Here is a 26,147-nt window from a genome sequence, read left to right as displayed (position 1 = left end):
GCTCGCCCCGAGCGACCGTCACACCCCGTCCGGCGGCAGCGCTTCCGTCACCTCGACGCGGCGGCTGCCGGCGGGCGCGGGCGTCTCCTCGGCGGCCACCTCGGTCGGGGCCGGCGGCTTCTCCAGGGCCTCCGCCACCGCGGCGACGCCCTGGTAGCGGGTCAGGCGCCGGTCGATCATGCCGTCGATCCGCCCGTGCAGTTCCGCGACGGTCAGGCTGCGGCGCTTGCCGCCCGTCTTCTGGGTGAACAGGCTGCGGTTGGCCCGGGCAGCGCTCCGGAATTCCCGTCCCGCGACCTCGTCGGGCCTCTCGGACGAGAGCGACAGGAAGCGGCCGGCGCTGGCCGTGCCGAGGAAGTGGGCGAGGTACAGTTCGGTCGTGGTCAGAGCGCGGCCCACACGGGCCTCGATCCGCTCGCGGTCGCGCTTGATCAGCTCGGCCGCCATCAGCGCCGCCACGCGGGGATCGTTGCGCAGCCCGAGAACCCGGGTGCGCATGCCGGCCGTGACGGTGATCGCGGAGCCGCGACCCTTCACGGAGGCGGCCTCCTCGGCGAGCCCGTAGCGGGCCCCGTAATCGCGGATCATCTCCAGCCACGTGCGGGCCACGAACTGGAACAGGCCTTGCGCCGAGGAGGTCGCGGCCTTCGCGTCCGTGTCGAAGCTCGATTCCTTGTCGGCCAGCGCCATCATGTAGACGGGGTCGACCCCGGCCTCGTCGGAGGCCTTCACGATCGTGTCGACCACCTTGCGCGGCACGCTCCGCTCGCCGAACTGAACGGTGGTCTCGCCTTCCCCCTCGGTCACCCGCGGAAGGGTCGCGAGGTCCTCCTGGACCAGCGCCGTGGTTGCCGGCTCCTGCTCGGGCACCGGCAGGCCGTTCCAGGCGGCCGGGGTGTCGATCTCCGGCGCCGGAGCCTGGTCCAGGCTCGTCCGGAGGGACAGCTCCTGCGCGAATGCCGCGACGGCCTGCGCCTGTGCGGCGAGCGCCTGCGCAGCGAGGTCCTGTGCGGCGCGGGGGCTGGTATCGACGCGGTCGTGAGCCTGCGCGGCAGGCGCGAAATAGGCGGGCGCGAAGGCGGCCTGCGGCAGGCCGAACCCGGCGACGAGGCCGAGTGCCAGCGTCGACGAGAGGTGCCGGATCCCGCTCCGGCCCGCGCGGCGGCGTGGCCGGCGCGTCATCGTGCGACCGGCGCGCGGCAGCCACGCCACGGCTTCATCTTCGAAATGGCCCGCGCCGTTCCGGATCTGCGGCACGAGTCGGCTCACGTCGTCGGCGCGACGCGCCGGCTCCGGGAAAACCCCCATCACTGGTCCTCTTCCGATTGGTCCTTACGTCGGCCCGACGTCTTCCGGCCGGGCTCCTTGAAGCGGCGGCCCTATCGGCGCCGGCCGTGACCAGAATGGGACGACCGCGTGATCCAAGCGTGGCACGGTCAAGGAAGGGTTAACCGTGCGCGTTAAGGCCGTCCGGGCGCCGCGATCCCGCCGTGGATGCGACGATGGAGGCGCAAAGTTGTCGCATTCAGCTTGGAACGCCGCACGTCCGAGCCAGTTAGGTACGGCCCGGGGGGCAGAACTTTCCGTCCCAAGACGCCACCCGCGTCCCCACAAGGACTCTAATTTCCGATGAGCATACAGTCCGGTCGCCGCGTCGGTGTCGCCTTCGTTGGCATGGGAGGCGCAGTCGCCACCACCGCCATCGCCGGCATCGAGATGATCAAATCCGGCTCGAACCGGCTCGACGGGCTGCCGCTCGCCGGCCTCTCCGTTGCGGGCATGGTGGACTACAAGGATCTCGTCTTCGGCGGATGGGATCTCAACGGCGACGATCTCGGCGCGGCCGCGAGCGGCCACGGCGTGCTGTCGAAGGACGACATCGATAACGGCGCCCAGGTCTTGAAGGGCATCACGCCCTGGCCGGCCGTCGGCAGTGCCAAGTTCTGCAAGAACATCGACGGTCAGAACCGCATCGTGGCCAAGGATCACCGCGAGGCGGTCTCCGTGATCGCCAACGATCTCCGCCGCTTCCAGAAGGAGAGCAACCTCGACGACGTGGTCGTGGTGAACCTCGCCTCCACCGAGCGCTGGCCCGACCTGAACGACCCGACCCTGAACTCCGCGGCGGCCTTCGAGAAGGGCCTCGATTCCAGCGACGAGTCGATCTCGCCCGCGATGCTCTACGCCTACGCGGCGATCAAGAGCGGCATCCCCTACGCCAACTTCACCCCGAGCGTGGCCGCCGACGTCCCGGCCCTCCTCGACCTCGCCAGGGAACTGAACGTTCCGGTGGCCGGCAAGGACGGCAAGACCGGTCAGACCATGATGAAGACCGTGCTGGCTCCCGCCTTCAAGGCGCGGGCGCTCCACGTGGACGGCTGGTTCTCGACCAACATCCTGGGCAACCGCGACGGCCTCGCCCTGAACGATCCGAACTCGCTCCAGTCGAAGCTCAACACCAAGGGCACGGTGCTCGACTCGATCCTCGGCTACCCCGTCGAGGACCACTTGGTGCACATCCACTATTACCGCCCGCGCGGCGACGACAAGGAAGCCTGGGACAACATCGACGTCACCGGCTTCATGGGCCAGCGGATGCAGATCAAGGTGAACTTCCTCTGCAAGGACTCGATCCTGGCCGCGCCGCTCGTCATCGAGATCGCCCGCGTCCTCGATCTCGCCAGCAAGCGCGGAGACGGCGGCGTGCAGGAGCAGCTCTCGACCTTCTTCAAGGCTCCGATGGTCAAGAACGGCCACGGTCCGGAGCATGCCTTCGGCAAGCAGGAGAAGATGCTCCACGACTGGCTGGGCGTGCACTGACCGGGCGCTGACGCGTCACCGCGGACGCTCCTCCCCCGGGCGGGAGGGGCCTGGAGACGGCGGGCGCCCCCCGGACGCTCGAGCCTGCGCCACGCCATCCCCCTGTGGCCCTTCCCACGAGGGAAGCGGCCTCGCGCCTTCAGTTTCGCGCCTTGACGGTCCAGAAGTATCCGCGCGGAATCCGGCGAGGACCCCGCGCGCATTGCCGACCGCTGTCTGAAAGAGCCGATGTCCAGCGACAACCAAGGATCCGGCCCCGCGGCGCCGGAAGCGCTGCGCGACCTGCTGGTCGAGATGAACGACCTCAAGCGCGTCCGCTCCGCCGGACGCACGGGTTCGATCGCCGAGCGGCTGTTCGCGCAGGGGTGGGGTCTCCTCACCGGAGGCACTCCGCCGGACGACGTCGCCCTCGACATCACCGCGACCACCCTCGCGGCGACGCGCCTCTGCGACCTCGACGCGGCCTTCCTGACGGCGGCGGGCCTGTCGGAGGAAGCGGCCAGCGCGGTGCTGGTCGCGGGCTTCGATGCCGTGACGGGTGACCTCGATCCGGATCTCCGCGCCCGGTTGCGGGCGCGGCTCGCCCCGCGTCCGGCCGGTCAGCCGGGCCCGTTGCCGGGTTTCGTCGGCGCCCTGGCGCAGCAGCCGCGCGCCGGCGTCACCTGTCCGGGACGCGCCCGCATCCTGCTGGAGCCGCCCGAGAACCACGCCGAGCATTGCCTGATCGTGGCCGCCTACGGCGTCTGCCTCAGCCCGTTCTACCGGGCCGACCCCGGCACCGTGTTCCTGGCCGCCATGGCGCACCACTTCCACAACGCCGCGATGCCGGATGCGGGCTTCACCGGCGAGATGCTGCTCGGCGATCATCTGGGGCCGATCATGGCCGCCACCACCGCCTGGGCCCTGGACGAACTCGCCGAGCCCCTGCGGGGTCAGGTCGAGCGCGCCCGCGCGGTGCTCCCCGACGACGCCACCGCCGAGGGCCGTGCCTTCCACGCGGCGGATTGCATCGACCGGGTCCTGCAGATCGCCCAGCACCTGCGCGGGGCCTCGACCACGATGGGGATGGTGCTCGACGAGTGGGAGCTGGTCCATGCCGGCCCCGTGAAGGGTTTTCACGACCGTGTCCTCGCCGACATGCGCATCCCTTGATCGCCCGACCCATCCGCCCATCTGCCCGGGCGGTCCCGAGAGCCATGATCCCCTTCGAACTCAGATCGCCGGATACCGGCCACCCGCTGAAGGCCGACGGCCCGCACGCCCTGCGCGACGCGGTCACCGGCGCGCGCTGGCCCGTGATCGATGGCATCCCGTACCTGCGCGTCGGCCGCGACACCCTCATCGAACGGGTATTGGCGCATCTCGACGCGGGTGAGCCCGACGAGGCTCTGGCCGCCCTGCTGGTCGATCAGGACGAGTGGTGGAACGGCCCCCCCGCCGATCCCGCCGGGATCATCCGCCTCATCAAGGATCGCCGCACCGCCACCCTGCGCGACGCGGTCGAGCTCCTCGGGTGGGGACGCGTCGGCGACTACTTCGTGCACCGGTGGAGCGACCCGACCTACCTGGCCGGCCTGTCGCTCCTGGAGGCGCACTGGAACGAGCCGACCTGCGTCTTCGAGTTCGCCTGCGGCATCGGTCATTACCTGCGGGAGCTGCAGCGCCGCGGCTGCAAGGTCGCGGGGGCCGACGTGGTCTTCGCCAAGCTCTGGGTCGCGCGCCACTGGGTCGTGACCGAGAAAGCGCAGCTCGTCTGCTTCGATGCGGGCTCGCCGCACTGGCCGATCCCGGGGGCGCCGGTCGATCTCGTCGTCTGCAACGATGCCTTCTACTTCCTCGACGACAAGGCGACACTCCTCGACTGCCTGCGCCAGAATGCCGGCGACGACGGGTGGCTGGCGCTCAGCCACATCCACAACAGCGACTGCCCGGGTTTCTCGGCCGGTCGGGCGGTGGCCGCTGAGGAGATCGCCGAGCTGTTCCCCGACGCCTTGGTCTACGACGACGCGGAGCTGACCCGGGCGCTCGTGGCGGCGCGGGCGCCGGGTCCGCAGGAGCCCGCGGCCCTGCGGAGCTGCGAGGCCTTCTCGGTGGTGTGCGGTCCCGGGATGCGCCCGGCACCGCGCGCGCTGGTCGACGGTCTGACCCTGCCGAAGCCCGGTACGGTGCTGCGGCTCAACCCGCTCTACGAGGCCGAGGGCGAAGGCTACGCCATCCGGTGGCCGTCGGAACGCTACGAGGCGGAATACGCCCCCCGGGCCACCTACCCGCTGCACTCCCCCGGTCCCGAAACGCTGACCTTCGCGGAGGGCCTCGACGCGGCGGAAATCCAGCGCGTCCGCGTGCGCGAATTCGTCGACCTGCCGGAGCGGTGGTGATGGACGCGGTCGGCTGGGGCATCGTCGGCTACGGATGGGTCGCCCGCGACTACATGGAGCCGGGCATCCGCGCCGCCGGCCACCGATTGGTCGCGGTCTGCGATCCGCATCCGGACAGCCGCGCCGCCGCCGAGCGGGCGGGCGCCCGCGGCCATGCCGACCTCGCCGGCCTGATCGCCGAGCAGGAGGTCGAGGCCGTCTACGTGGCCACGCCGAACCATCTCCACCGGGGCGCCGTCGAGGCGCTGGCTGCGTCCGGCAAGGCGATCCTGTGCGAGAAGCCGATGGCGGCGACGCTCAGCGACGCCGAGGCGATCACGCGGGCGGTCGAGAGCGAGAAAGCCTTCTACGGTACGGCCTTCGACCAGCGGCACCACCCGGCCCACCGTGCGATCCGCGCCCAGATCGAGGCCGGCCGGCTCGGAACCGTGACCACCGTGCGAATCGTCTACGCCTGCTGGCTCGGGCGCGACTGGTCGGAGGCCGGCCAGCCGAACTGGCGGATCGACGCCGCCCAGGCCGGGGGCGGCGCCCTCATGGACCTCGCCCCGCACGGGCTCGACCTCGTGGATTTCCTCCTCGCCGAGCCGATCACGGACCTCGCGGCCCTGACACAGACCCGCGCCCAGGACTACGCCGTCGACGACGGCGCCCTGCTGATCGGGCGCACGCCGAGCGGCGCGCTGGCGAGCCTGCACGTCGCCTACAATTGCCCGGACGCGCTGCCCCGCCGTCGCCTGGAGGTGGTCGGCACGAAGGGCATGCTGGTGGCCGAGAACACGATGGGACAGACGGCCGGCGGATCGCTGACCTTCATCGACGGCGCGAGCGGGCGCTCCGAACCGGTCGCCTTCGACCGCGACCGGTCCCCCTTCACCGAGCAGGTGCGCGCCTTCGGCTCGGCCCTGCGCCGGCCCGAGGAGCGGGTCGCGTATTCGGCCGCACGCGACCTTCACACGATGCGGCTCGTCGCCCGCGCCTACGGGCAGGGGTAGCGACCACAGGACAGGACGACCAGACGCCGACACACCACCCGCTCCATCCCGTCCCCGCCCTCATCCTGAGGTGCCCGCACCAGCGGGCCTCGACGGAGGGCTCCAGCCGGCCGCACGGTCCCTGAAGGGCTCCTTCGAGGCCTCCGCTGCGCTCCGCCACCTCAGGATGAGGGGTCGGGTGGGACATGACGGCGGAACGGGCGGATACGAGAGGGACGGGACCATACCTTGACCAACGCAGACGCCTTCCACGACCAGGACGACCGCGCCCGCCACGAGCGGATCAAGGCGCCGCGCTCCTACCGCTTCGGTGCCAAGCGGCCCATCGAAGGTCTGCCCGCGATCCTGCCCGATCCCGTGCGCGCCTATCTCGACGTCCTGCCGGAGGGCCGCGTCGTCGGCTTCCCGCTGGCGCCGCTGGACCGCACCGGCATCCCGGTCTGGTTCGTGGCCCTGTTCCTCGACGACCCGTTCTTCGTCGGCGCGATGCCGTCGGGCATCGGCTACGGCGCCACCGACGACGAGGCGCTGATCGGCGCCGTGGCGGAGATTGCCGAGAACCTGATGCCGTCGCTGGCGGTGCTGCCCCGGGCCAAGGAGCGGGCGAGCTACAATGATCTCGCGCGCGTCTACGGCCTGAAATCCGTTGCCGACCCGCTGACCCTCTGCCTGCCCGCTGGCTCACCGGTCGGCCGCGACACGGTGCTCGAATGGACGCCCAGCGTCCGGCACGCCACGGGCGAGATCGTGCTGATGCCCCTCGACGTGGCCGCCACCGACTATTTCGAGCTGTCGGAGGGCTACCGGCCCTTCACCAATCTGATCACCAACGGGCTCGGCGCCGGGCCGGACGTGCCCTTCGCGCTCGGCCACGGGGTGCTGGAGCTGCTCCAGCGGGACGGCAACGGCCTGCTGTTCCGGGCCCTCGACCAGGGCGTGATGCTCGATCTCGACGGCATCGGCCCGGAGAACGCCGCGATGCTGGCCCGGCTGAAGGAGCTCGGGATCCGCGCGCTGCCGAAATTCGCCACCGACCAGTTCGGCCTGACCAACCTCTACGTCGTCGGCTACGACGAGGACCCGGCGCGCACCCCGGCGCCGATCGCGCTGTCGGCCTGCGGCGAGGCCTGCGATCCGGACCGGGAGCGGGCGCTCCGCAAGGCGCTCCTGGAATTCCAGGCCGCGCGGGTGCGCAAGACGTTCGGGCACGGCCCCCTCGACATGGCCGCCACGGTGACGCCGCCGGGCTATATCGACGCGTTCATCCAGAAGGCGCTGCCGAGCCTCGACCTGGAAGAGAGCCGCGCACTCCAGGCGATGCTCGAATGGATCGAGATGCCGGCGGGCGACCTCCGGGGCGTCCTTGCCGACACCGTCTATTCCCAGCGCAGCACCAAGCGCTTCGCGGAGCTGCCCTCGACCCCGGCCGCCGACGGCCATGCCCGGGGCAAGATCGCCTGCGACCGGCTGCTGGAGGCCGGGTTCGACGTGCTCTACGTCGATTGCACGCCTCCCGGCGGCGGTGTCGGCGTGGTGAAGGCGATCGTGCCGGGGCTCGAGGTCGAGACCATGAGTTATTACCGGATCGGCGAGCGCAACACGAGGAAGCTCCTCGACCGCGACCATCCGCTGATCCGCTTCGGCACCGAGAGCGAGACCCTGCGCCCGGTGCGGCTCACGCCGGAGGCCCTGGAGCGGTTCGGCGGCCAGCCGCTGTTCGACGTGGCCCTGGCCGAGACGATCGTCGGGCGGCACTATCCGCTTTACCGCGAGCCCGAATCGCACCACGCGCCGTTCCGGCTCGCCCAGCGGAAGGGGAGAGAGGCGTGACGCTCCGGTTCGCCTACAACACCAACGGCGCGGCCAACCACCGCCTCGACGACGCGATCCACCTGATCAAGGCGGCGGGCTACGACGGCGTGGCCCTGACCCTCGACATCCACCACCTCGATCCGTTCTCCGAGACCTGGGCGGCCGAGGCCGGCCGGGTGGCGAGCCTGTTGGAGAAGCTGGAGCTGACCTGCGTCATCGAGACGGGCGCCCGCTTCCTCCTCGACCCCAATGCCAAGCACGAGCCGACGCTGGTGACGGCCGACGCCGCGGGCCGGGCGCGGCGGGTCGGCTTCCTCAAGCGGGCGATCGAGATCGGCGCCATGCTCTCCGCCGAGGCGGTCTCGTTCTGGGCCGGCGTCCCGAAGCCCGGCGTCGATCACGGCGAGGCCCGGCGCTGGCTGGCCGAGGGCCTTCACGAGGTCGCGGGTTTCGCCACCGAGGCCGGGATCGTAGCCTGCCTGGAGCCGGAGCCCGGCATGCTGATCGAGACGCTCGACGACTACGCGGCCCTCGACATCCCCGGGTTGAAGCTCGCCCTCGACACCGGTCACTGCCTCGTCACCGGCGAGCGCGAGCCGGAAGCGGCGGTGCGGGAATTCGCCGACCGGATCGGCACCGTGGCAATCGAGGACATGAAGCGGGGCAGCCACATCCATCTCCCCTTCGGCGAGGGCGACATGGACGTGCCGGGCGTGCTGGAGGCGCTGGAGGCGGTCGGCTTCGGCAAGCTGATCTGCGTCGAGCTGTCCCGCGAGAGCCACCGGGCCGACGTGATGATCCCGCAGGCGCTGGACTATCTCCGCGGCTGCCGGCGCTCCGGCCCGGTGCTGGCCGGCAGGCAGGAGACACGGCGTCAATGACGGTGAGGGTGATGCCGCGGCGGGCCGAGGATGCGGCGCAGGCCCCCTCATCCGCTCGCGAGAGGACATTCCGGAACTTCTCCTCCTGCCGGATCGATGGCGTCGCGCGATGAGAATCCTCTTCCTCAGCCGCCGCTACTTTCCCGCCATATCGGGCATGAGCGTCTACGCGCAGAACCTGCTGCGTGAACTGGCTGGCGCCGGCCACGACGTGACGATGATCTCGCAGTACCGGGGCGACGCCTTCGGGACCCGCGTCTACGGGGGCGGTCCGCCGCCGCCGGTGCCGGGCGTGCGGGTGATCGGCCTGGAGCAGCTCGGCGAGCAGGAGGCGGGCGATTTCGAGCGTGATATCGCCACGATGGTCGACGCCATCTGCCGGGAGCACGCGCGTGAGCCCTTCGACATCCTGCACGCGCAGTACGGCTACCCCACGGGCTGGGCGGTGCTGCTCGCCGCGCGCAGGCTCGGCGTGCCGAGCGTCGTCTCGATCCAGGGCGGCGACGGCCATTGGGTCGGTTCCTGCTGCGAGACCCACAGGGTCGCGATGTGCGAGGTCCTGGCCCATGCCAACGCGCTCCTGATCGGCGGCGCCTCCTTCGTGAACGAGGTCTGCGGCCGGCTGGGATCGGATCCCGCCCGCTTCACGATCGTACCCGGCGCGGTTGATACCGACCGCTTCGCGCAGGGGACGCCGGACGGGCTGCCGGCGCCCCATGCCGGTCCGGTGCGGCTGTTCTACCACGGTCGTGTCGACCGCCGGAAAGGCGTGCTCGATTTCATCAATGCCCTGGCGATCTTGCGCGAACAGGGCACGCCGTTCGCCGCGACCATCTCGGGGATCGGACCGGACGTGGAGCCGGCGCAGGCGCTCGCCGCGGAACTGGCCTTCTCGGCGGCCGAGATCGCCTTCACGGGCTACGCCGAGTACGGTTCGGTGCCCGATCTCTACCGCCGCGCCGATGTGTTCGTCTCGCCGACCTACGCGGAGGGGTTCTCCAACACGATCCTGGAGGCGCTGGCGGCCGGCCTCGCCACGGTGTCGTGCCACGCCGTCGGCGTCTCGGACTGCCTGCGCGACGGCGAGAACGGATTGCTGGTCGATCCCGGCGACGTGCCGGCGCAGGCCGCCGCGCTGACCCGGATCATCACGGACGAGGAGTTGCGCCGCCGCATCGCGACGGCCGGCCTCGAGGAGTGCCGGCGGGTTTATTCCTGGCACGCGGTCGGGCAGCAGATCATGGAGATCTACGGGCGCGTCCGGCACGAACGGCCGGCCACCGACTTCACGCCGGACCTGCCTTACGATCCGAGCTGCCGGTTCCGAGCCGAACCGCATCTCCTCTGAAGGCATCGCTCACGCGGGATGACTCGCCCAGCCTATCATCCCGAGGCGCGGCGCTCCGGCGCCGCGGGAGGCGGCGGCGGATTGGACTTCGCCCCAGCCGAGAGGCCTTGAAACGTGCCAATTGCCCTCGCCCTGTCACCCCATCTCGACGACGCCGCTTTCTCCTGCGGCGGCCTCCTGGCGAGCCTCGCCGCGGACGGCTGGCGCGTGGTGATGGCGACCCTGTTCACCGGCAGCGTCGCCGAGCCGAAGGGCTTTGCGCTGGCCTGTCAGCTCGACAAGGGCCTGCCCGCCGGGATCGACTACATGGCGCTGCGCCGGGATGAGGATATCGGCGCCGCCGCCGAACTCGGGATCGCGCCACCCGTCCATCTGCCGTTCCGGGAAGCGCCGCACCGGGGCTACGGCTCGGCGCCGGACCTGTTCTCCGACACCCGCCCGGACGACGGCATCGCGGCCGATCTCGCCCCGGCCATCGCGGAGCTGATCGCGGCCGAGAGCCCCGACCTCCTCCTGGCGCCGCAGGCGATCGGCGGACATGTGGACCACGTGCAGTTGGTCCGGGCGCTCCGCAGCCTCGATCCGGCGCAGCCGATCCTGTGGTGGCGCGACTTCCCCTACACCGTGCGCGATGCTGCCCCGAAAGCGCCGCTGGCCGCGTCGTTCACGAATCTCGCCGAGCCCACGATGCGTCTCGGTCCGGATGCGCAGGCCCGGAAGCGGGCATCGTGCGCCGCCTATGCCAGCCAGATCGGCTTCCAGTTCGGCGGTCGCAAGGGCCTCGATGCGCGGCTCGCCCAGGAACAGGGAGTCGAGCGCTATCGATTGTCCGGCCGGCTCGGTGCAGCCATCCGCGGCCTCGATGTCGGCTGAGCCGCAGGCGCCGAAGTCCCTGGCTGATCCGGACGCCCTCGCGGCCCGCCGCGCGATGATCGGGGCTCCGCACATCGCGCCGATCCGGGCGCTCGGCGACCGGATCTCCGCGGAGCGCGGGGCGCCGGTCCCGGTGCCCGATCCCCTCGACGGTGGGGTCGGCGCGCGGATGCTGCTCCTCCTGGAGACGCCCGGTCCGGCCGTGCTGCGCACCGGTTTCGTCACCCGCGACAGCGCGAACGGCACCGCCGCCAACCTGTTCCGCTTCCTCGCCGAGGCCGGCATCGCCCGGACCGACACCCTGATTTGGAACGCCGTACCCTGGCTGATTCACCCGGAAGGCGCGCTCAACCGCGCCCCCCGCCGGGCCGAGATCGCGGCCGCCGGGCCCTATCTGGAGCCGCTCCTCGACCTGCTGCCGCGCCTCGCGGTGGCCATTCTGGCCGGCCGCCATGCCGGCGAGGCGGCCCCTGTGGTCGCGGCGCTCCGACCCGACCTGCCGGTGATCCGGGTTCCGCACCCGAGCCCGACCTACGTCTGCACCTCGCCGGACGTGCCCGCCCGCATCCGGCGCGGTCTCGCCGAGGCGGCCGCGATCCTTGGCCGAGCGGCAGGTTGCGGATAGAACAGCGCACACCGTCGGACCTTCCCTGGCCTTAAGCGCTTGTTCGGCCTACATGCGGGGCAACGGGCCGCGGTCCGGGAGATCCCGGCATAGGCTGACGGCCTTCGGCCGGGCCGCGCAGCCGGAAGGGCGGACGCCGAACGGCATGAATTTTCAGGGACAGCACAGGGACGCGGCCGAGAAGGCCGAGCCGGTCCAGCCCGACGACGCTGCCGCCGCGAAGCGCAAGATCCGGCGCAGCCGCTATGCCTGGATCGGCACGGCCGCCAGCATCGTGCTGGTCGCGGTCTCCCTCGGCGTGCTCTGGAAGCTCGTCCAAAGCGTGAGCTGGGCGGAGGTGCGCACCGCCATCGCGGCCGCCACCGCCGAGCAACTCGGCCTCGCCTTCCTGTTCGTCGGGATCAGCTACCTGTTCCTCACCGGCTACGACGCCCTCGCGCTGCGCCAGCTCAAGATCAAGGTGCCCTACCGGATCACGGCGCTCGCCTCGTTCACCAGCTACGCGGTGAGCTTCACCCTGGGCTTCCCGCTGCTCACCGCCGGCACGATCCGCTACTGGATCTACGCCCGGCAGGGCCTGTCGACGGCCAAGATCGCGGCGCTCACCGTCATCGCGGGCTTCACCTTCTGGCTCGGCATGGGCGTCGTACTGGGCCTCAGCCTGATCATCGAGGCGGGCCAGCTCGCCGGGCTCGCCTTCACGTCGATCCGGATCAACCAGGGCGTCGGGCTCGCGGCGCTCGCCCTGGTGCTCGGTTACCTGGCCTGGGTCTCGGCCAAGAAGCGCAGCATCACCGTGAAGCAGTGGCGCCTCGAGCTGCCCGGCGCCTCGGTGTCGATCGGGCAGATGATCGTCGGGATCGGCGACGTCTGCGCGGCCGCGGCCGTGCTCTACGTCCTGCTGCCGCAGGAGACGACGATTGGCTTCACGACCTTCCTGGCGGTCTACGTGCTCGCCGCCATGCTGGGCATCGCGTCGAACGCCCCGGGGGGCATCGGCGTGTTCGAGGCGACGGTGCTGCTCGCCCTGTCGAGCCTGCCGCGCAACGAGGTGCTGACCTCGCTCCTCCTGTTCCGGGGTTGCTACTACGTCGTGCCCTTCGTGACCGCCCTCGCGATGCTCGGCCTGTATGAGATTGTGAAGCGCGCGGGCGGTGCGCGCGATTCCGGGCCGCCGGAGGGCACCGCCGGACCGTCCGGTCGGGCGTGGCGCGACAAGACCGAGTCGCGGTAATCCGCCCGCCGCGCCCGCCATGTCCGGCCGCCTGCACAGTTCCCCCGCCTGGGCCGGTGCCGCGATCGCTGCGGGTCTGTTCGGGCTCGCCACGGCCCTCGCCGGACGCCTCGATCTCCCGCTGATCCTGGTCGGGCTCGGATCGGTTTGCCTCGGCGGATGGCTGGGGGGGCGCGACCGCGAAGCTCCGGCACCGCGGCCCGCCGCCGCGGCGCAGCGTTACGCGGTGGCGGAGGCGCTGCTCGCCCACGTTCCGGACCCGGTGATCCTCGTGGACCGGCGGACCCTGGTGGTGGAGGCGAATCCCGCCGCCCGTTCGCTCCTGCCGGCCCTGCATCAGGCCCGGCCCCTGTCCTTCGCTCTGCGTGACCCGGAGGTCCTCGACGCCGTCGAGGCCGTCCTGAATTCCGGCATGCCCCGTCGGGTCGCCCTCTCGACCCGGATTCCCCTGGAGCGGACCTTCGACGTCCAGATCGGCGCCCTGCCGATGCCCGACGGCTCGGGGGTCAGCGCCCTGCTGTTCCTGCGCGATCTCACGGCCGCCCGGCGGCTGGAGGCGATGCGGGTCGATTTCGTCGCCAACGCGAGCCATGAGCTGCGCACGCCGCTCGCCACCCTGATCGGCTTCATCGAGACGCTCCAGGGCCCCGCCCGCGAGGACACGCGGGCCCGGGAGCGTTTCCTCGAGATCATGCGCGGGCAGGCCCTGCGCATGACGCGGTTGATCGACGACCTGCTCTCGCTCTCGCGGATCGAGCTGCGCGAGCACGTCGCGCCCACCACCGTGGTCGATCTCGGGGCGCTCGCCCACCAGATGGTCGACGCGCAGGCGCCGCCGGCCGAGGCCCGGGGCGCCGCGATCCGGTTCGAGGACGGTCACGGGCCCTACCGCGTGGCCGGTGACGCGGACGAGCTCGCCCGGGTGATCGAGAACCTGATCGAGAACGCGGTGAAGTACGGCGGCGGCCGGATCAGCGTGGGGCTGTCCCGCGAGGACGACCCCCGGCTCGGATCCCGGATCGTCCTCTCGGTGGCCGATGACGGGCCCGGCATTCCGCCCGAGCACATCCCGCGGCTGACGGAGCGCTTCTACCGGGTCGACGTCGCCTCCAGCCGGGCCCGCGGAGGCACCGGCCTGGGGCTCGCCATCGTCAAGCACAGCCTGAACCGCCACCGCGGCCGCCTCACCATCGAGAGCTCGGCGGGCCAGGGGACGACGGTGCGGGTCAGCCTGCCCGAATACGGCTCCGCCGCCGTGCAGCCGCCAGCCGATCAGACGTAGGCGCCGATCCCGAGCCCGGCCTCGACGCGTCCGATCCAGGCGCGGACGGCCGGATAGGCGCCGAGATCGAAGCCGCCCTCGTGGGCCATGCGGGTGTAGGCGACGAGGGCGACGTCGGCGAGCGTCAGGGCGTCCCCCGCGATGTAGGCGGAGCGTGCGAGGGTTCCATCCATCAGCTGCAGCGCGTCGGCACCGCGCACGGCGAGCTTCGAATCCAGGTCCTCGGGCGGACGCTTGAGGTAGTGAAGCTGGTAGCGCCGGACCGCGATGTAGGGCTCGTGGCTGTACTGTTCCCAGAACATCCACTGCAGCATCCGGGCACGGGCGAGTGCCGCCTCCGGGATAAGCGGGGAGCCCTCCGCGAGGTAGGCGATGATCGCGTTCGATTCCGACAGCACGGCGCCGTCGGGAAAGACCACGACCGGCACCCGCCCGGCCGGGTTCAGGGCCAGGAATTCGGGTGTGCGCGTCCCGCCGCGGGGCACGTCGACGTCGTGCCAGAGTGCGGGAATGCCGAGGTGGGCGGCGACCCATTTGACCTTGAGGCAGTTCCCGGACCCCGGATCGCCGTAGATCGTCAGCGGTTCGGTCATTTGTTTCCTCGTCGTCCCGGGTGCGGCCGAGCTTCGACGGACCCGCGCGATTCCGCAACGGGCACTTCGACGAAGCCCCCCGTGACACGTCCGCGAGCCTGGCCCTTGACCTTCCCATGATGGGAACCCCCATCTGACGCAGCGTGGAAGCTTCGAATGGAACTGCCGCCATGCCGGACCCCGTCGTCCTGACACTCCCCGTGGAGGGGATGTCCTGCGCCTCCTGCGTCGGGCGCGTCGAGCGTGTCCTCCGGACCCTGCCCGGCGCGCGCGACGTGGCGGTCAACCTCGCCACCAGCCGGGCCAGCCTCATCCTGGAAGGCGCCGCCGGTCCGGCCGACGCGGCCGCGGTTCTGGCGGAGGCCGGCTATCCGGTGCCCGAGACGCAGAGCCTGCTGGCGGTCGACGGGATGACCTGCGCGAGTTGCGTCGGCCGCGTCGAGCGGGCGCTCGCCGCCGTACCGGGCGTGACCGGCGCCAGCGTCAACCTCGCCGCCGGGCGCGCCGCGATCCGCTATCCCGAGGGCGTCGTCGCGATGGCCGATCTGGTCGCCGCCGTCGAGACGGCGGGTTACGAGGCCCGGCCCGTCGACGCGGCGCATCCCGCCGACCCCGCGGCGCGTCAGGAGGCCGAGAGCCGGATCCTGCGCCGCGACCTGCTCGCCGCGGCCCTGCTCTCGGCCCCCGTGGTGATCCTCGACATGGGCGGCCACGTCCTGCCGAGCGCGGACGGCGGCGCAGTGACAGCGCTGGTCCAGGCCGTCCTGGCTACGCTGGTGCTCGTCGGGCCGGGCCGGCGCTTCTTTCTCAAGGGCGTGCCGGGCCTCCTGCGCGGCCATCCGGACATGAACGCCCTCGTCGCCCTCGGCGCCGGTGCGGCCTATCTCTATTCCCTGGTCTCGACCGTGGAGCCCGCCCTGCTACCCGTCGGCGCGGCGCATCTGTACTTCGAGGCGAGCGTGCTCATCGTCACGCTGATCCTGCTCGGCCGGACCCTGGAGGCCCGGGCCAGGGGCCGCACCGGGCAGGCGATCGCCCGATTGATGAACCTGGCACCGAAGGTGGCCCGGGTGGTCCGGGACGGCGCGGAGGCCGAGGTGCCGCTCGACGCGCTGCGGGTCGGCGATGTGGTCCGGGTCCGTCCGGGCGAGCGCGTCGCCGCCGACGGCGCCGTGGTGTCCGGCACCAGCCTCGTCGACGAGAGCATGGTCACCGGCGAGGCGGCACCGGTGCGCAAGGGGCCGGGCGATCGGACGGTCGGCGGCACCCTCAACGGCCGCGGCAGCCTCGATCTCCGCGTCGATGCGGTCGGAGGCGCCACCGTGCTCGCCCAGATCGCCGCCATGGTGGAGCGCGCCCAGGGCGGCAAGCTGCCGATCCAGGCGCTGGTCGACCGGGTGACCGGGCGCTTCGTGCCCGCCGTGATCGGCATCGCTCTGATCACCTTCCTGGCGTGGCTGTTCCTCGCTCCGGCCCCCGCCCTGGGGACGGCACTGGTCAACGCGGTGGCGGTGCTGATCATCGCCTGCCCCTGTGCCATGGGCTTGGCGACGCCGACCGCCATCATGGTCGGCACCGGCCGGGCGGCGGGACGCGGTGTCCTGTTCCGCGACGGCGCAGCGCTGCAGCGCTTGCGTGACGTGCGCGTCGTCGCCCTCGACAAGACCGGCACCCTGACGGAGGGACGGCCGCGGATCACGGATCTCGTTCCGGCGCCGGGCGTCGCGGCGGACGAGGCGCTCGCGCTGGCGGCCGGCCTGGAGAGCCGGTCCGAGCATCCGCTGGCCGGCGCCGTCGTGGCGGCCGCGCGGGCCCGCGGCCTCCGCACGCTCGAACCCGACACCGTCGAGGCTCTGGAGGGATTCGGCATTTCCGGCCGCGTGGCCGGGCAGGCCGTGGTCCTGGGCGCGCCGCGCTACCTCGACCGTCTCGGCATCGCGCCGGATCCCACCCTCATGGCCCGCGCCGAGGGGCTGGCCGAGGACGGGCGGAGCCCGATCCATCTGGCTCTGGACGGGCGCCACGCCGCCGTACTGGCCGTGGCCGATCCCGTGAAGGCCGGCGCCCGTGAGGCGGTGGCGGCACTGAAGGCCCGCGGCCTCACCGTCGCGATGGTGACGGGCGACGATCCCCGCACCGCCGCGGGCGTCGCCCGTGGCCTCGGCATCGACGTGGTGGCCGCCGGGGTTCTGCCCGGCGGGAAGGTCGAGGCGGTCCAGCGGTTCCGGGCGGAGCACGGGCCGGTGGCCTTCGTGGGCGACGGCATCAACGACGCGCCCGCCTTGGCCGAGGCCGATGTCGGGCTGGCCATCGGGACCGGCACCGACATCGCCATGGACAGCGCCGATGTGGTGCTGATGTCGGGCGCCCTGGACTCCCTGGTCGAGGCGCTGGCCCTCTCCCGGGCCGTCATGGCCAACATCCGCCAGAACCTGTTCTGGGCCTTTGCCTACAACGCCGCGCTGATCCCCGTCGCCGCGGGCGTGCTGGTGCCGTTCGGCGGCCCGGCCCTCTCGCCGATCCTGGCCGCGGGCGCGATGGCGTTCTCCAGCGTCTTCGTCCTGGGCAACGCCCTGCGGTTGCGCCGGGCGGGCCGGCGACCTGCGCCGGCCGGCGCGGACGCACTCACCCCGAGGCCGGCATGAGCGCCGCGCCCCTGACCATCGGCGAGGCGGCGCGCCGCACCGGCGTCTCGGCCAAGATGATCCGCTGGTACGAGGCGACAGGCCTGCTGCCGCCAGCCGTTCGGTCGGAGTCCGGGTACCGCCATTACGGCGAGGCCGACCTGCACACGCTGCGCTTCATCCGCCGGGCCCGGGATCTCGGCTTCAGCGTGGACGGGATCGCGGACCTGCTGGCGCTCTGGCGCGACCGCGCCCGGCCGAGTGCCGGAGTGAAGGCGATCGCGCAGGAGCAGATCGCCGATCTGCGCCGCCGCATCGCCGAATTGGAGGGCATGGCCCGGACCCTGGAGCACCTGTCCGATGCCTGCTGCGGCGACGACCGTCCCGAATGCCCGATCCTGGACGACCTCGCCGCGGCGGATCGTGCGCCGATGCCCCGGCCGTCGCGCCGCGGCTTGCCGGGGCGCGGACCGGCGCGGAAGAGCGTCTGAGCGGGGCAGCGTCCTCGCGGTCGGTTCTTGACGACGTTTGAGGTGGACGCGGCCGGGCCACCGCTCGGCGGTCAACCGCTCGTCCGTCAGCTTTCCTTCTGCGGCCTCCCCGAGCGCGGCCGTTGACGACGGCTCTGGCCCCGGCTTTGCTGGGACGGTCGATATTCCCTGGACCACGAGAGCCCCGATCCGATGCCCGTCCTCGAACGGATTCGCGACTTCGCCGAAACGATGCAGGCGTGGCGCCACGACCTGCACGCCCATCCGGAGCTGCTCTACGACGTGGAGCGGACGGCCGGGTTCGTGGCCGAGAAACTCCGGTCCTTCGGCTGCGACGCGGTGGTGACCGGCATCGGCCGCACCGGAGTCGTCGGCGTGATCCGCGGGAAGGGGCGCGCCTCCAACCGCGCCATCGGGCTGCGCGCGGACGTGGATGCGCTGCCGATCCAGGAGGTGCGGGATCTGCCCTACCGCTCGACCGTGCCGGGCATGATGCACGCCTGCGGCCATGACGGGCACACGACGATGCTGCTGGGCGCCGCCAAGTATCTCGCCGAGACCCGCGATTTCGACGGCGCGGCCGTGCTGATCTTCCAGCCCGCGGAGGAGGGCGGCGGCGGCGGCGAGGCGATGGTCGAGGACGGGCTGATGGAGCGCTTCGGCATCGAATCGGTCTACGGGATGCACAACATCCCCGGCATGGCTGTGGGGACCTTCGCGGTCCGGCCGGGTCCGATCATGGCCTCCACCGACCGCTTCACCATCACCGTCGAGGGCCGCGGCGGCCACGCGGCCCTGCCGCAGAACGCCGTCGACAGCGTGCTCGTGGCGAGCCACGTCATCATCGCCCTGCAGAGCATCGTGTCGCGCAACATCGATCCGGTGCAGTCGGCCGTGGTCTCGGTGTGCACGCTCGAAGCCGGCGATGCGTTCAACGTGCTGCCGCAGACCGTGACCCTGCGGGGCACCGTGCGCACCTTGTCTTCGGCGCTGCGCACGCAGGTCCGGGCGCGCATCGAGACGCTGGTGGCCGAGATCGCCGCGGGCTTCGGCGCGACCGGCGTCACCGAGTTCGGCGGCAGCTACCCGGTTACCGAGAACCATCCGGCCGAGACGGTTTTCATGGCCGACGTAGCCGCGGCTGTGGTCGGTGAGGAGAACGTCGACCGCGCGGTGGCGCCGATGATGACCGCCGAGGACTTCTCCTACATGCTCGAGCGCCGCCCCGGCGCCTACATGTTCATCGGCAACGGCGACAGTGCCTCGCTCCACCATCCCCATTACGACTTCAACGACGCGGCTGCGCCATACGGCGCTTCCCTATGGGCGCGCCTGATCGAGACGGGATTGCCGCTCCAAGCCTGAGGGTTCACGCCCTCGCCGAGGCCGTCCCGCTCTGGCTGCGCGGGGCGGCCCCGTCCTTAGGGGACCCGCCGGCCAGATCGCCGAGATGCCCCGGATCCCGTTGCTGCCCGGGCTCTACACCCTGACGACCCTGGGCCGGCTGTACCGGCTCGGGGGTCACGTCGACGTCTGGCCCGCCCGATCTTCGGCCTGAAAGCCGCGGTGCCCGCCAACAGGCCGCACGCCCGCCGGCGCCATCGTCATCGCGGGCGCACCGACGCGGAGATCGGGCGCCGCGCCGGGTAGCCCCGCAGCGCCCGCGACGACGCGGCAGCCGCATCACCCCCCGTAGCGCGCCTTCAGGAGCGCGTAGGTCAGCCGCGCGGTCTGGACCTCGCCGCCCTCCGGCCGGCCGGGCTTGGTCGAGGGGTTCCAGCCGTACAGGTCGAAATGCCCGTGCGCCTTCGTCTTCGGAGCGAAGCGCCGCAGGAACAGGGCCGCAGTGATCGCCCCCGCGAAAGGCCCGCCCGAGACGTTGTTGAGGTCGGCCACCTTGGAGTCGAGCAGGCTCGCGTAGGGGGCGTGCAGGGGCATCCGCCAGATCGGGTCGATCGCCGTCCGGCCGGCCTGCGCCACCGCCTCGGCCAGCGCTTCGTCCTCCGTGAAGAATGCGGGCAGGTCCGGCCCGAGCGCCACCCGCGCCGCGCCCGTCAGCGTCGAGTAATCGAGGATCAGCTCCGGGCCGTCCGCATCGGCCAGGGTCAGGGCGTCCGCGAGGATCAGCCGGCCTTCCGCGTCGGTGTTGCCGATCTCGATGCTGAGTCCGGCGCGGCTCGGCAACACGTCGCCGGGGCGGAAGGCATTGCCCGAGACCGCGTTCTCCACCGCGGGGATGAGCACGCGCAGGCGCAGCCTGAGACCGGCGCCCATGACCATGTCGGCCGCCGCGAGCGCCGCGGCGGCGCCGCCCATATCCTTCTTCATCAGCAGCATCGCGGAGGACGGCTTGATGTCGAGGCCGCCCGTGTCGAAGGCCACGCCCTTGCCGACCAGGGTCACGCGCGGGGCGTCCGCCGGGCCCCAGGTCAGATCGATCAGCCGCGGCGCCCGCGGCGAAGCGACCCCTACGGCGTGGATCAGGGGGAAATTGCTGGCGAGCGCGTCCCCCTGCACGACACTGATCGCCGCGCCATGGCGCTCGGCGAGCCCCCGGGCGGCGGCCTCGATCTCGGCGGGGCCGAGGTCGTTGGCGGGGGTGTTGACGAGGTCGCGGCCAAGCGCCACCGCGGCGGCGATGCGCTCCACTTCGGTGGCATCGATGCCCGCCGTCGCCGCGAGCCGCGCCTTGGTGCCGCCGCCGGAGCGGTAGCGGCCGAACCGGTAGCTCCCCATCAGCCACGCGAGGGCGGCCTCTGCGGGATCGGGCGCGTTCTCCAGGCGGAAGATGCCCTCGGGCAGCAGACCCAGCAGCTTGCCGACGAGCAGCCGGTCGTAGGTGGGCGCCTCGGGGTCGCCGAGGCCGTACAGCACGCGGGCGAGGGTGCCGTCCGGGCCGGGCAGCAGAGCGAGGCTGCCCGCCTTCGGCGTGAAGCCGAGGGCCTGCGCAAATCGCCGCTGGGCCTGTTCCAGGCCGGCCTCGGCCTCCGTCCAGGACGCCGTCGTGACCAGGGTCACCGGCACGGCCGGCGTGTCTGCGGGCATCATAGCCGGCCGCCCTGCCGGAGTTCCGGCCTGCGTCGTGTCAGCCTGAGTCATGGGCCTCTCGTGCGCCGGCCGGTCCGCCGGCTTAACCGCTGGTTAGGGTTAACGCTCTATCACCGGCCGGCCGGGAGCGTGAAGCGCGCGCCAGCCTTCACCGTCCCGCCCGCGGAGCGTACCATGATGACGGCCCTGACCCGTGTCGCCACCACGTCGGCTTCCGCGGGACGCCGCGCCGGCCTCGCCGTCGCCCTGCTGGCCGCCCTCGGCCTCGCCGGCTGCAACACCCGCTCCCCGGAGACGACCGGCTCGATCGGCGATCGCGGCGCCCGAGCGCCCGATGCCCGCAAGGAGGTCGAGTCGCTGGCCGAACGCTACAACGCCAACCCGGGCGACGCCCGCACCGCCATCGCGTATGCCCGCGCCCTCCGGGCCACCGACCAGACCAGCCAGGCGAGCGCCGTCCTCCAGCAGGCGGCCCTGCGCAACCCGCGCGACACCGTGATCCTCGGCGCCTACGGCAAGTCGCTGGTCGAGGTCGGCCGCTACCGCGAGGCGATCGACGTCCTCGCCAACGCCCATTCCCCGGCGGCCCCGGATTGGCGCATCCTGTCGGCGCAGGGCTCAGCCTCCGCACAGCTCGGCGAGCAGACCCGCGCCCAGGGCTTCTACGAAGCCGCCCTCAAGATCCGGCCCAACGAGCCCTCGCTCCTGTCGAATCTCGGCCTGTCCTACGCCCTGTCGCGCAACCTCGATCAGGCCGAGCAGACCCTGCGTCTGGCCGCCGACCAGCCCGGTGCCGATGCGCGGGTGCGGGCGAACCTCGCCATGGTGCTGGGCCTGAAGGGCCGGTTCGCCGACGCCGAGGCGGTCCTGTGCCGCGACATGAGCCCCGAGGAGGCGGCCACGAACGTCGCGTCCCTGCGCAAGCTCGCGGCCCAGCCGAATCGGTCCAAGGCGCTGTCCGGCGCGGGTGCGCCGGGGCAGGGGTGACGCGGCGGCGCATCACAGTACCGCTTCGCGGACGCCCCGAGACCTCCGACGAACAACCGCCTTGCCGTCAACCGCCTTGCCGTTCAGGGGCCGCGACGCGGATCCCCTGCGTGACGCCGTGCCAGGACGCCTGAGTGCCGGTCACGGCGAAGCGACCCCGCGCGTCCGCCCGCCACCGTCACGCGCCTCCGCGCCATGCCGGACACGCAAACGCACCTGTCATCACGACACGGTAGCGGCCAGATTCGAAAAGTTCTATATCGTTCCGCGGCTGCGCCGCGCGGCTCCACGGGCGTCCAAATCGCCCCCGCGCATCGTCTCCTGCCCGGGCACTCCCGGGGCGGCGCGCGCCCGTCGGGCGCTACACAGGCCGAACACAGACTTCGTAGCGCAGGTCTTGCCTGTGCGTGTTCGACAACCGCAGCGAGGATAGAACCAGCCGTGCCATCATTAGACAGCTTCAAGGCTCGCCAGACGCTCGAAGCCGGCGGCAAGACCTACACGTATTATTCGATTCCCGAGGCCGAGAAGAACGGCCTCGCCTCGGCGGCCGCGCTGCCCTTCTCCATGAAGGTCATCCTGGAGAACCTGCTGCGCTACGAGGACGACCGCTCGGTCAAGAAGACCGACATCGTGGCCGCGGTGGACTGGCTCGCCGAGAAGGGCAAGGCCGAGGCCGAGATCGCGTTCCGCCCCGCCCGCGTGCTGATGCAGGACTTCACCGGCGTCCCGGCCGTGGTCGACCTCGCCGCCATGCGCGACGCCATGGTGGCCCTGGGCGGCGACCCGCAGAAGATCAACCCGCTGGTCCCGGTGGACCTCGTCATCGACCACTCGGTGATCGTCGACGAGTTCGGAACCCCGAAGGCGCTCGCCGATAACGTCGCGCTGGAATACGAGCGCAACGGCGAGCGCTACACCTTCCTCAAATGGGGCCAGTCGGCCTTCGACAATTTCTCGGTGGTCCCGCCGGGCACGGGCATCTGCCATCAGGTGAACCTGGAATACCTCTCGCAGACCGTCTGGACGAAATCCGAGGACGGGTCCGACGTGGCCTACCCGGATTCGCTGGTCGGCACCGATTCGCACACCACCATGGTCAACGGCATGGCGGTGCTGGGCTGGGGCGTGGGCGGCATCGAGGCCGAGGCGGCCATGCTCGGCCAGCCGCTCTCCATGCTGATACCCGAGGTCGTCGGCTTCAAGCTGTCGGGCAAGCTGCCCGAGGGTACCACCGCCACCGATCTCGTGCTCACCGTCACCCAGATGCTGCGCAAGAAGGGCGTGGTCGGGAAGTTCGTGGAGTTCTACGGCCCCGGCCTCGACGACATGGCGGTCGCCGACCGGGCCACCATCTCCAACATGGCGCCCGAGTACGGCGCGACCTGCGGGTTCTTCCCCGTCGACCAGAAGACCATCGACTTCCTGAAGGTCACCGGCCGGTCCGACGACCGGATCGCCTTGGTGGAGGCCTACGCGAAGGCGCAGGGCATGTGGCGCGACGCCCGCACGCCCGATCCGGTCTTCACCGACACGCTGGAGCTCGACATGAGCGAGGTCCGGCCCTCGCTTGCCGGGCCGAAGCGCCCGCAGGACCGGGTGCTCCTCGACGGCGCCAAGCCCGGCTTCGCGACCTCGATGGAGACCGAGTTCAAGAAGGCCGCCGACCTCGCGCGCCGTTACCCGGTCGAGGGTACGAACTTCGACATCGGGCACGGCGACGTGGTGATCGCCGCGATCACGAGCTGCACCAACACGTCGAACCCCTCGGTGATGATCGGCGCGGGCCTGCTCGCCCGCAACGCCGTCGCCAAGGGCCTGCGCTCCAAGCCGTGGGTGAAGACCTCGCTGGCCCCCGGATCGCAGGTCGTCGGCGAGTACCTGGAGAAGTCCGGGCTGCAGGAGCCCCTCGACGCCCTGGGCTTCAACCTCGTGGGCTTCGGCTGCACGACCTGCATCGGCAATTCCGGCCCGCTGCCGGAGGCCATCTCCAAGGCGATCAACGACAACGACGTCGTCGCGGCGGCGGTGCTCTCGGGCAACCGCAACTTCGAGGGCCGGGTGAACCCGGACGTGCGGGCGAACTACCTCGCCTCGCCGCCGCTGGTCGTCGCCTACGCGCTGGCCGGCTCGATGCAGATCGACATCACCACGGAGCCGCTCGGCCTGGGGTCTGACGGCAAGCCCGTCTACCTGAAAGACATCTGGCCGTCCTCGGCCGAGATCCAGCAGTTCATCGAGGAGAACATCACCTCGGCGCTGTTCAAGTCGCGCTACGCGGACGTGTTCGGCGGCGACCAGAACTGGAAGGACGTCGAGGTCACGGAGGCCGAGACCTTCGCGTGGAACCCGGGCTCCACCTACGTGCAGAACCCGCCGTACTTCGTCGGCATGGAGAAGACCCCGAAGCCGGTGGAGGACATCGCGGAGGCCCGCATCCTCGGCCTGTTCCTCGACTCGATCACCACCGACCACATCTCGCCCGCAGGCAACATCCGCGCGGCCTCGCCGGCCGGCGAGTACCTGCAGTCGCATCAGGTGCGCGTGCAGGACTTCAACCAGTACGGCACAAGGCGCGGCAACCACGAGGTGATGATGCGGGGCACCTTCGCCAACATCCGCATCAAGAACCAGATGGTCCGCGACCCCTCGGGCAGCGTGGTCGAGGGCGGCTGGACGCTGTTCCAGCCCTCCGGCGAGAAGATGTTCATCTACGACGCGGCGCAGAGATACGCCGCCGAGGGTACGCCGCTCGTCGTCTTCGCCGGCAAGGAATACGGTACCGGATCGTCGCGCGACTGGGCGGCCAAGGGCACGAAGCTGCTCGGCATCCGCGCCGTGGTCGCCGAGAGCTTCGAGCGCATCCACCGCTCGAACCTCGTCGGCATGGGCGTGGTGCCGCTGGTCTTCCAGGGCGAGACGAGCTGGCAGTCGCTGGGCCTGAAGGGGGACGAGACCGTCACCATCAAGGGGCTGGCGGGTGAGCTGAAGCCGCGCCAGACGCTGATCGCGGAGATCAAGTCCGCCGACGGCTCGGTGAAGGAGGTCCCGCTGACCTGCCGGATCGATACCCTCGACGAGCTGGAATACTTCCGCAACGGCGGCATCCTGCCCTACGTGCTGCGCTCGCTCGCGGCCTGATCCCTCAGCGGGGCGGCGTTCGCGCCGCACCCGGGTGAGTTCGAGGCGGCGCCCGGGAGGGCGCCGCCTTATTTGTCTGTCAGTCTGGTATGTTTCGCTTGCGCGCAACCTTGTTTGGCGGGTCTGGCGCCCCATAACCCGGCTCCTGAAGTCAGGATGGGATCCCGATGAAGCACCTCAGCAAGACCCTCGCCGCCGCCGGCCTGACAGCCCTGCTGTCGAGCGCGGCCCTCGCCGCGCAGGTCGAGCGCGTCCGCGGCACCATCGACAAGGCCGAGGGCAGCACGCTCACGATCAAGACCGACGACGGCAAGTCGGAGACGGTGGATGTCGGCGGCGCCAAGTTCGCCTGGGTGGTCCCGTCGAACCTCGACGCCATCAAGGACGGCGTCTTCATCGGCACGGCCACCAAGGGCGAGGATCCGATGACGGCCCTGGAGGTGGTGCTGTTCCCCGAGTCGATGCGCGGCACCGGCGAGGGCCATTACGGCTGGGACACGATCACCGACCAGACCGCGGGCGCCGGCGCCAAGGTGAAGAGCGCCATGACCAACGGCACCGTGAAGGCCGAGACCTCGAACGCGCCCAAGGTGAAGAGCGCGATGACCAACGGCACCGTGAAGGCCGACAAGGCGGCCTCCGGCGGCGAGCGGACCCTGACGGTGAGCTACGGCAAGGACGGGTCGAAGGAGATCGTGGTGCCGTCCTCGGCGCCGATCGTCGCCTTCGAGCCGGCCGACAAGGCGATCCTGAGCCCGGGCTCCAAGGTGTTCGCGGTGGTCGCCAAGGACGGCGCCAAGGCCGAGGGCAAGCTGGTGGCCGTCGGCAAGGACGGCCTGACCCCGCCCATGTAACGACGCGAGGGGCCCGCCCGGCGATCCTCGTCGGGCGGACCGGAATGGTCGGAGCGCGGGGCCTGACTCCGCCGCCGCGGGCCATCCCGCCCGCGCCGCCATCGCGCGGTGCGGGGGCGCAGCGGAAGCCCCCAGATCGAACCGCGTCCCGGGAGCGCGCC

Annotated in this window: 20 protein-coding genes; 17 read left to right on the top strand and 3 right to left on the bottom strand. The window is 71.5% G+C overall.

The genetic code is table 11. The features are described 5' to 3' along the window. Nucleotides 1-18 precede the first annotated feature (18 nt). Nucleotides 19-1,308, bottom strand: a complete 1,290-nt coding sequence (locus tag MFF58_RS08795) for a transglycosylase SLT domain-containing protein (RefSeq protein ID WP_238286689.1) — start codon at nucleotides 1,306-1,308, stop codon at nucleotides 19-21. Between the two features lie 321 nt (nucleotides 1,309-1,629). Here MFF58_RS08795 and MFF58_RS08790 point away from each other — a divergent pair, with 321 nt between their 5' ends. The 11 genes from MFF58_RS08790 to MFF58_RS08740 all read left to right on the top strand — a co-directional run bounded on the left by MFF58_RS08790 (nucleotide 1,630) and on the right by MFF58_RS08740 (nucleotide 14,248). Beyond that, nucleotides 1,630-2,820 (top strand): inositol-3-phosphate synthase, encoded by a 1,191-nt coding sequence (locus tag MFF58_RS08790; RefSeq protein WP_238286688.1) that lies wholly within the window; start codon nucleotides 1,630-1,632, stop codon nucleotides 2,818-2,820. 228 nt (nucleotides 2,821-3,048) lie between these two features. Then, the gene (locus tag MFF58_RS08785) at nucleotides 3,049-3,972 is read left to right on the top strand and encodes an HD domain-containing protein (RefSeq protein WP_238286687.1); all 924 of its coding nucleotides are present in this window, start codon (nucleotides 3,049-3,051) and stop codon (nucleotides 3,970-3,972) included. A 44-nt stretch (nucleotides 3,973-4,016) separates the two neighbouring features. Next, on the top strand, nucleotides 4,017-5,198 hold the full coding sequence (locus MFF58_RS08780) for a class I SAM-dependent methyltransferase (protein WP_238286686.1): 1,182 nt from the start codon (nucleotides 4,017-4,019) through the stop codon (nucleotides 5,196-5,198). Continuing rightward, nucleotides 5,198-6,193 (top strand): Gfo/Idh/MocA family protein, encoded by a 996-nt coding sequence (locus tag MFF58_RS08775; protein ID WP_238286685.1) that lies wholly within the window; start codon nucleotides 5,198-5,200, stop codon nucleotides 6,191-6,193. The genes MFF58_RS08780 and MFF58_RS08775 overlap by 1 nt, the downstream gene beginning before the upstream one ends. Before the next feature lie 228 nt (nucleotides 6,194-6,421). Then, on the top strand, nucleotides 6,422-8,023 hold the full coding sequence (locus MFF58_RS08770) for a YcaO-like family protein (protein ID WP_238286684.1): 1,602 nt from the start codon (nucleotides 6,422-6,424) through the stop codon (nucleotides 8,021-8,023). Then, a complete protein-coding gene (locus tag MFF58_RS08765; protein ID WP_238286683.1) occupies nucleotides 8,020-8,886 on the top strand; it encodes a sugar phosphate isomerase/epimerase family protein in 867 nt (288 codons plus the stop codon). The genes MFF58_RS08770 and MFF58_RS08765 overlap by 4 nt, the downstream gene beginning before the upstream one ends. 109 nt (nucleotides 8,887-8,995) lie before the next feature. Further along, a complete protein-coding gene (locus tag MFF58_RS08760) occupies nucleotides 8,996-10,234 on the top strand; it encodes a glycosyltransferase family 4 protein (RefSeq protein WP_238286682.1) in 1,239 nt (412 codons plus the stop codon). A gap of 114 nt (nucleotides 10,235-10,348) precedes the next feature. Continuing rightward, nucleotides 10,349-11,107, top strand: a complete 759-nt coding sequence (locus tag MFF58_RS08755; RefSeq protein ID WP_238286681.1) for a PIG-L deacetylase family protein — start codon at nucleotides 10,349-10,351, stop codon at nucleotides 11,105-11,107. Next, the gene (locus tag MFF58_RS08750; RefSeq protein WP_238286680.1) at nucleotides 11,097-11,732 is read left to right on the top strand and encodes a uracil-DNA glycosylase; all 636 of its coding nucleotides are present in this window, start codon (nucleotides 11,097-11,099) and stop codon (nucleotides 11,730-11,732) included. Before MFF58_RS08755 ends, MFF58_RS08750 begins: the two co-directional genes overlap by 11 nt. A 145-nt stretch (nucleotides 11,733-11,877) precedes the next feature. Beyond that, a complete protein-coding gene (locus MFF58_RS08745; RefSeq protein WP_238286679.1) occupies nucleotides 11,878-12,966 on the top strand; it encodes a lysylphosphatidylglycerol synthase domain-containing protein in 1,089 nt (362 codons plus the stop codon). A 19-nt stretch (nucleotides 12,967-12,985) separates the two neighbouring features. Continuing rightward, nucleotides 12,986-14,248 (top strand): ATP-binding protein, encoded by a 1,263-nt coding sequence (locus tag MFF58_RS08740; protein ID WP_238286678.1) that lies wholly within the window; start codon nucleotides 12,986-12,988, stop codon nucleotides 14,246-14,248. Here the strand turns inward: MFF58_RS08740 and MFF58_RS08735 are convergent. Then, nucleotides 14,239-14,841 carry a glutathione S-transferase family protein gene (locus tag MFF58_RS08735; RefSeq protein WP_238286677.1) on the bottom strand — a complete coding sequence of 201 codons (603 nt, stop codon included), beginning with the start codon at nucleotides 14,839-14,841 and terminating at the stop codon, nucleotides 14,239-14,241. The genes MFF58_RS08740 and MFF58_RS08735 overlap by 10 nt on opposite strands. A gap of 170 nt (nucleotides 14,842-15,011) precedes the next feature. On the opposite strand from MFF58_RS08735, the gene MFF58_RS08730 reads away from it, so the two are divergent. From MFF58_RS08730 to MFF58_RS08720, 3 genes are all read left to right on the top strand, one after another. Further along, entirely contained in the window at nucleotides 15,012-17,486 is a 2,475-nt protein-coding gene (locus tag MFF58_RS08730) for a heavy metal translocating P-type ATPase (RefSeq protein WP_238286676.1), read from the top strand. Then, nucleotides 17,483-17,956: a Cu(I)-responsive transcriptional regulator gene (gene cueR / locus MFF58_RS08725; RefSeq protein ID WP_238286675.1), complete on the top strand. Its 474-nt coding sequence runs from the start codon at nucleotides 17,483-17,485 to the stop codon at nucleotides 17,954-17,956. Before MFF58_RS08730 ends, cueR begins: the two co-directional genes overlap by 4 nt. A gap of 192 nt (nucleotides 17,957-18,148) precedes the next feature. Further along, the gene (locus tag MFF58_RS08720; RefSeq protein ID WP_238286674.1) at nucleotides 18,149-19,321 is read left to right on the top strand and encodes a M20 aminoacylase family protein; all 1,173 of its coding nucleotides are present in this window, start codon (nucleotides 18,149-18,151) and stop codon (nucleotides 19,319-19,321) included. Nucleotides 19,322-19,639: 318 nt separating this feature from the next. Here MFF58_RS08720 and MFF58_RS08715 read toward each other — a convergent pair whose 3' ends face one another. Then, a complete protein-coding gene (locus MFF58_RS08715) occupies nucleotides 19,640-21,004 on the bottom strand; it encodes a leucyl aminopeptidase family protein (protein ID WP_373323310.1) in 1,365 nt (454 codons plus the stop codon). 177 nt (nucleotides 21,005-21,181) lie between these two features. Here MFF58_RS08715 and MFF58_RS08710 point away from each other — a divergent pair, with 177 nt between their 5' ends. From MFF58_RS08710 to MFF58_RS08700, 3 genes are all read left to right on the top strand, one after another. Beyond that, a complete protein-coding gene (locus MFF58_RS08710; RefSeq protein ID WP_373323309.1) occupies nucleotides 21,182-21,991 on the top strand; it encodes a CDC27 family protein in 810 nt (269 codons plus the stop codon). Nucleotides 21,992-22,432: 441 nt separating this feature from the next. Further along, on the top strand, nucleotides 22,433-25,132 hold the full coding sequence (gene acnA / locus MFF58_RS08705) for an aconitate hydratase AcnA (protein ID WP_238286671.1): 2,700 nt from the start codon (nucleotides 22,433-22,435) through the stop codon (nucleotides 25,130-25,132). Between the two features lie 167 nt (nucleotides 25,133-25,299). Then, nucleotides 25,300-25,986 carry a metal ABC transporter permease gene (locus tag MFF58_RS08700; protein ID WP_238286670.1) on the top strand — a complete coding sequence of 229 codons (687 nt, stop codon included), beginning with the start codon at nucleotides 25,300-25,302 and terminating at the stop codon, nucleotides 25,984-25,986. Nucleotides 25,987-26,147: the final 161 nt, after the last annotated feature.

Source organism: Methylobacterium longum (genome assembly GCF_022179385.1).
GTDB lineage: Bacteria > Pseudomonadota > Alphaproteobacteria > Rhizobiales > Beijerinckiaceae > Methylobacterium > Methylobacterium longum.
Note: the sequence above shows the minus strand (reverse complement) of the source record. Positions and strands in the feature narration are given on the sequence as shown.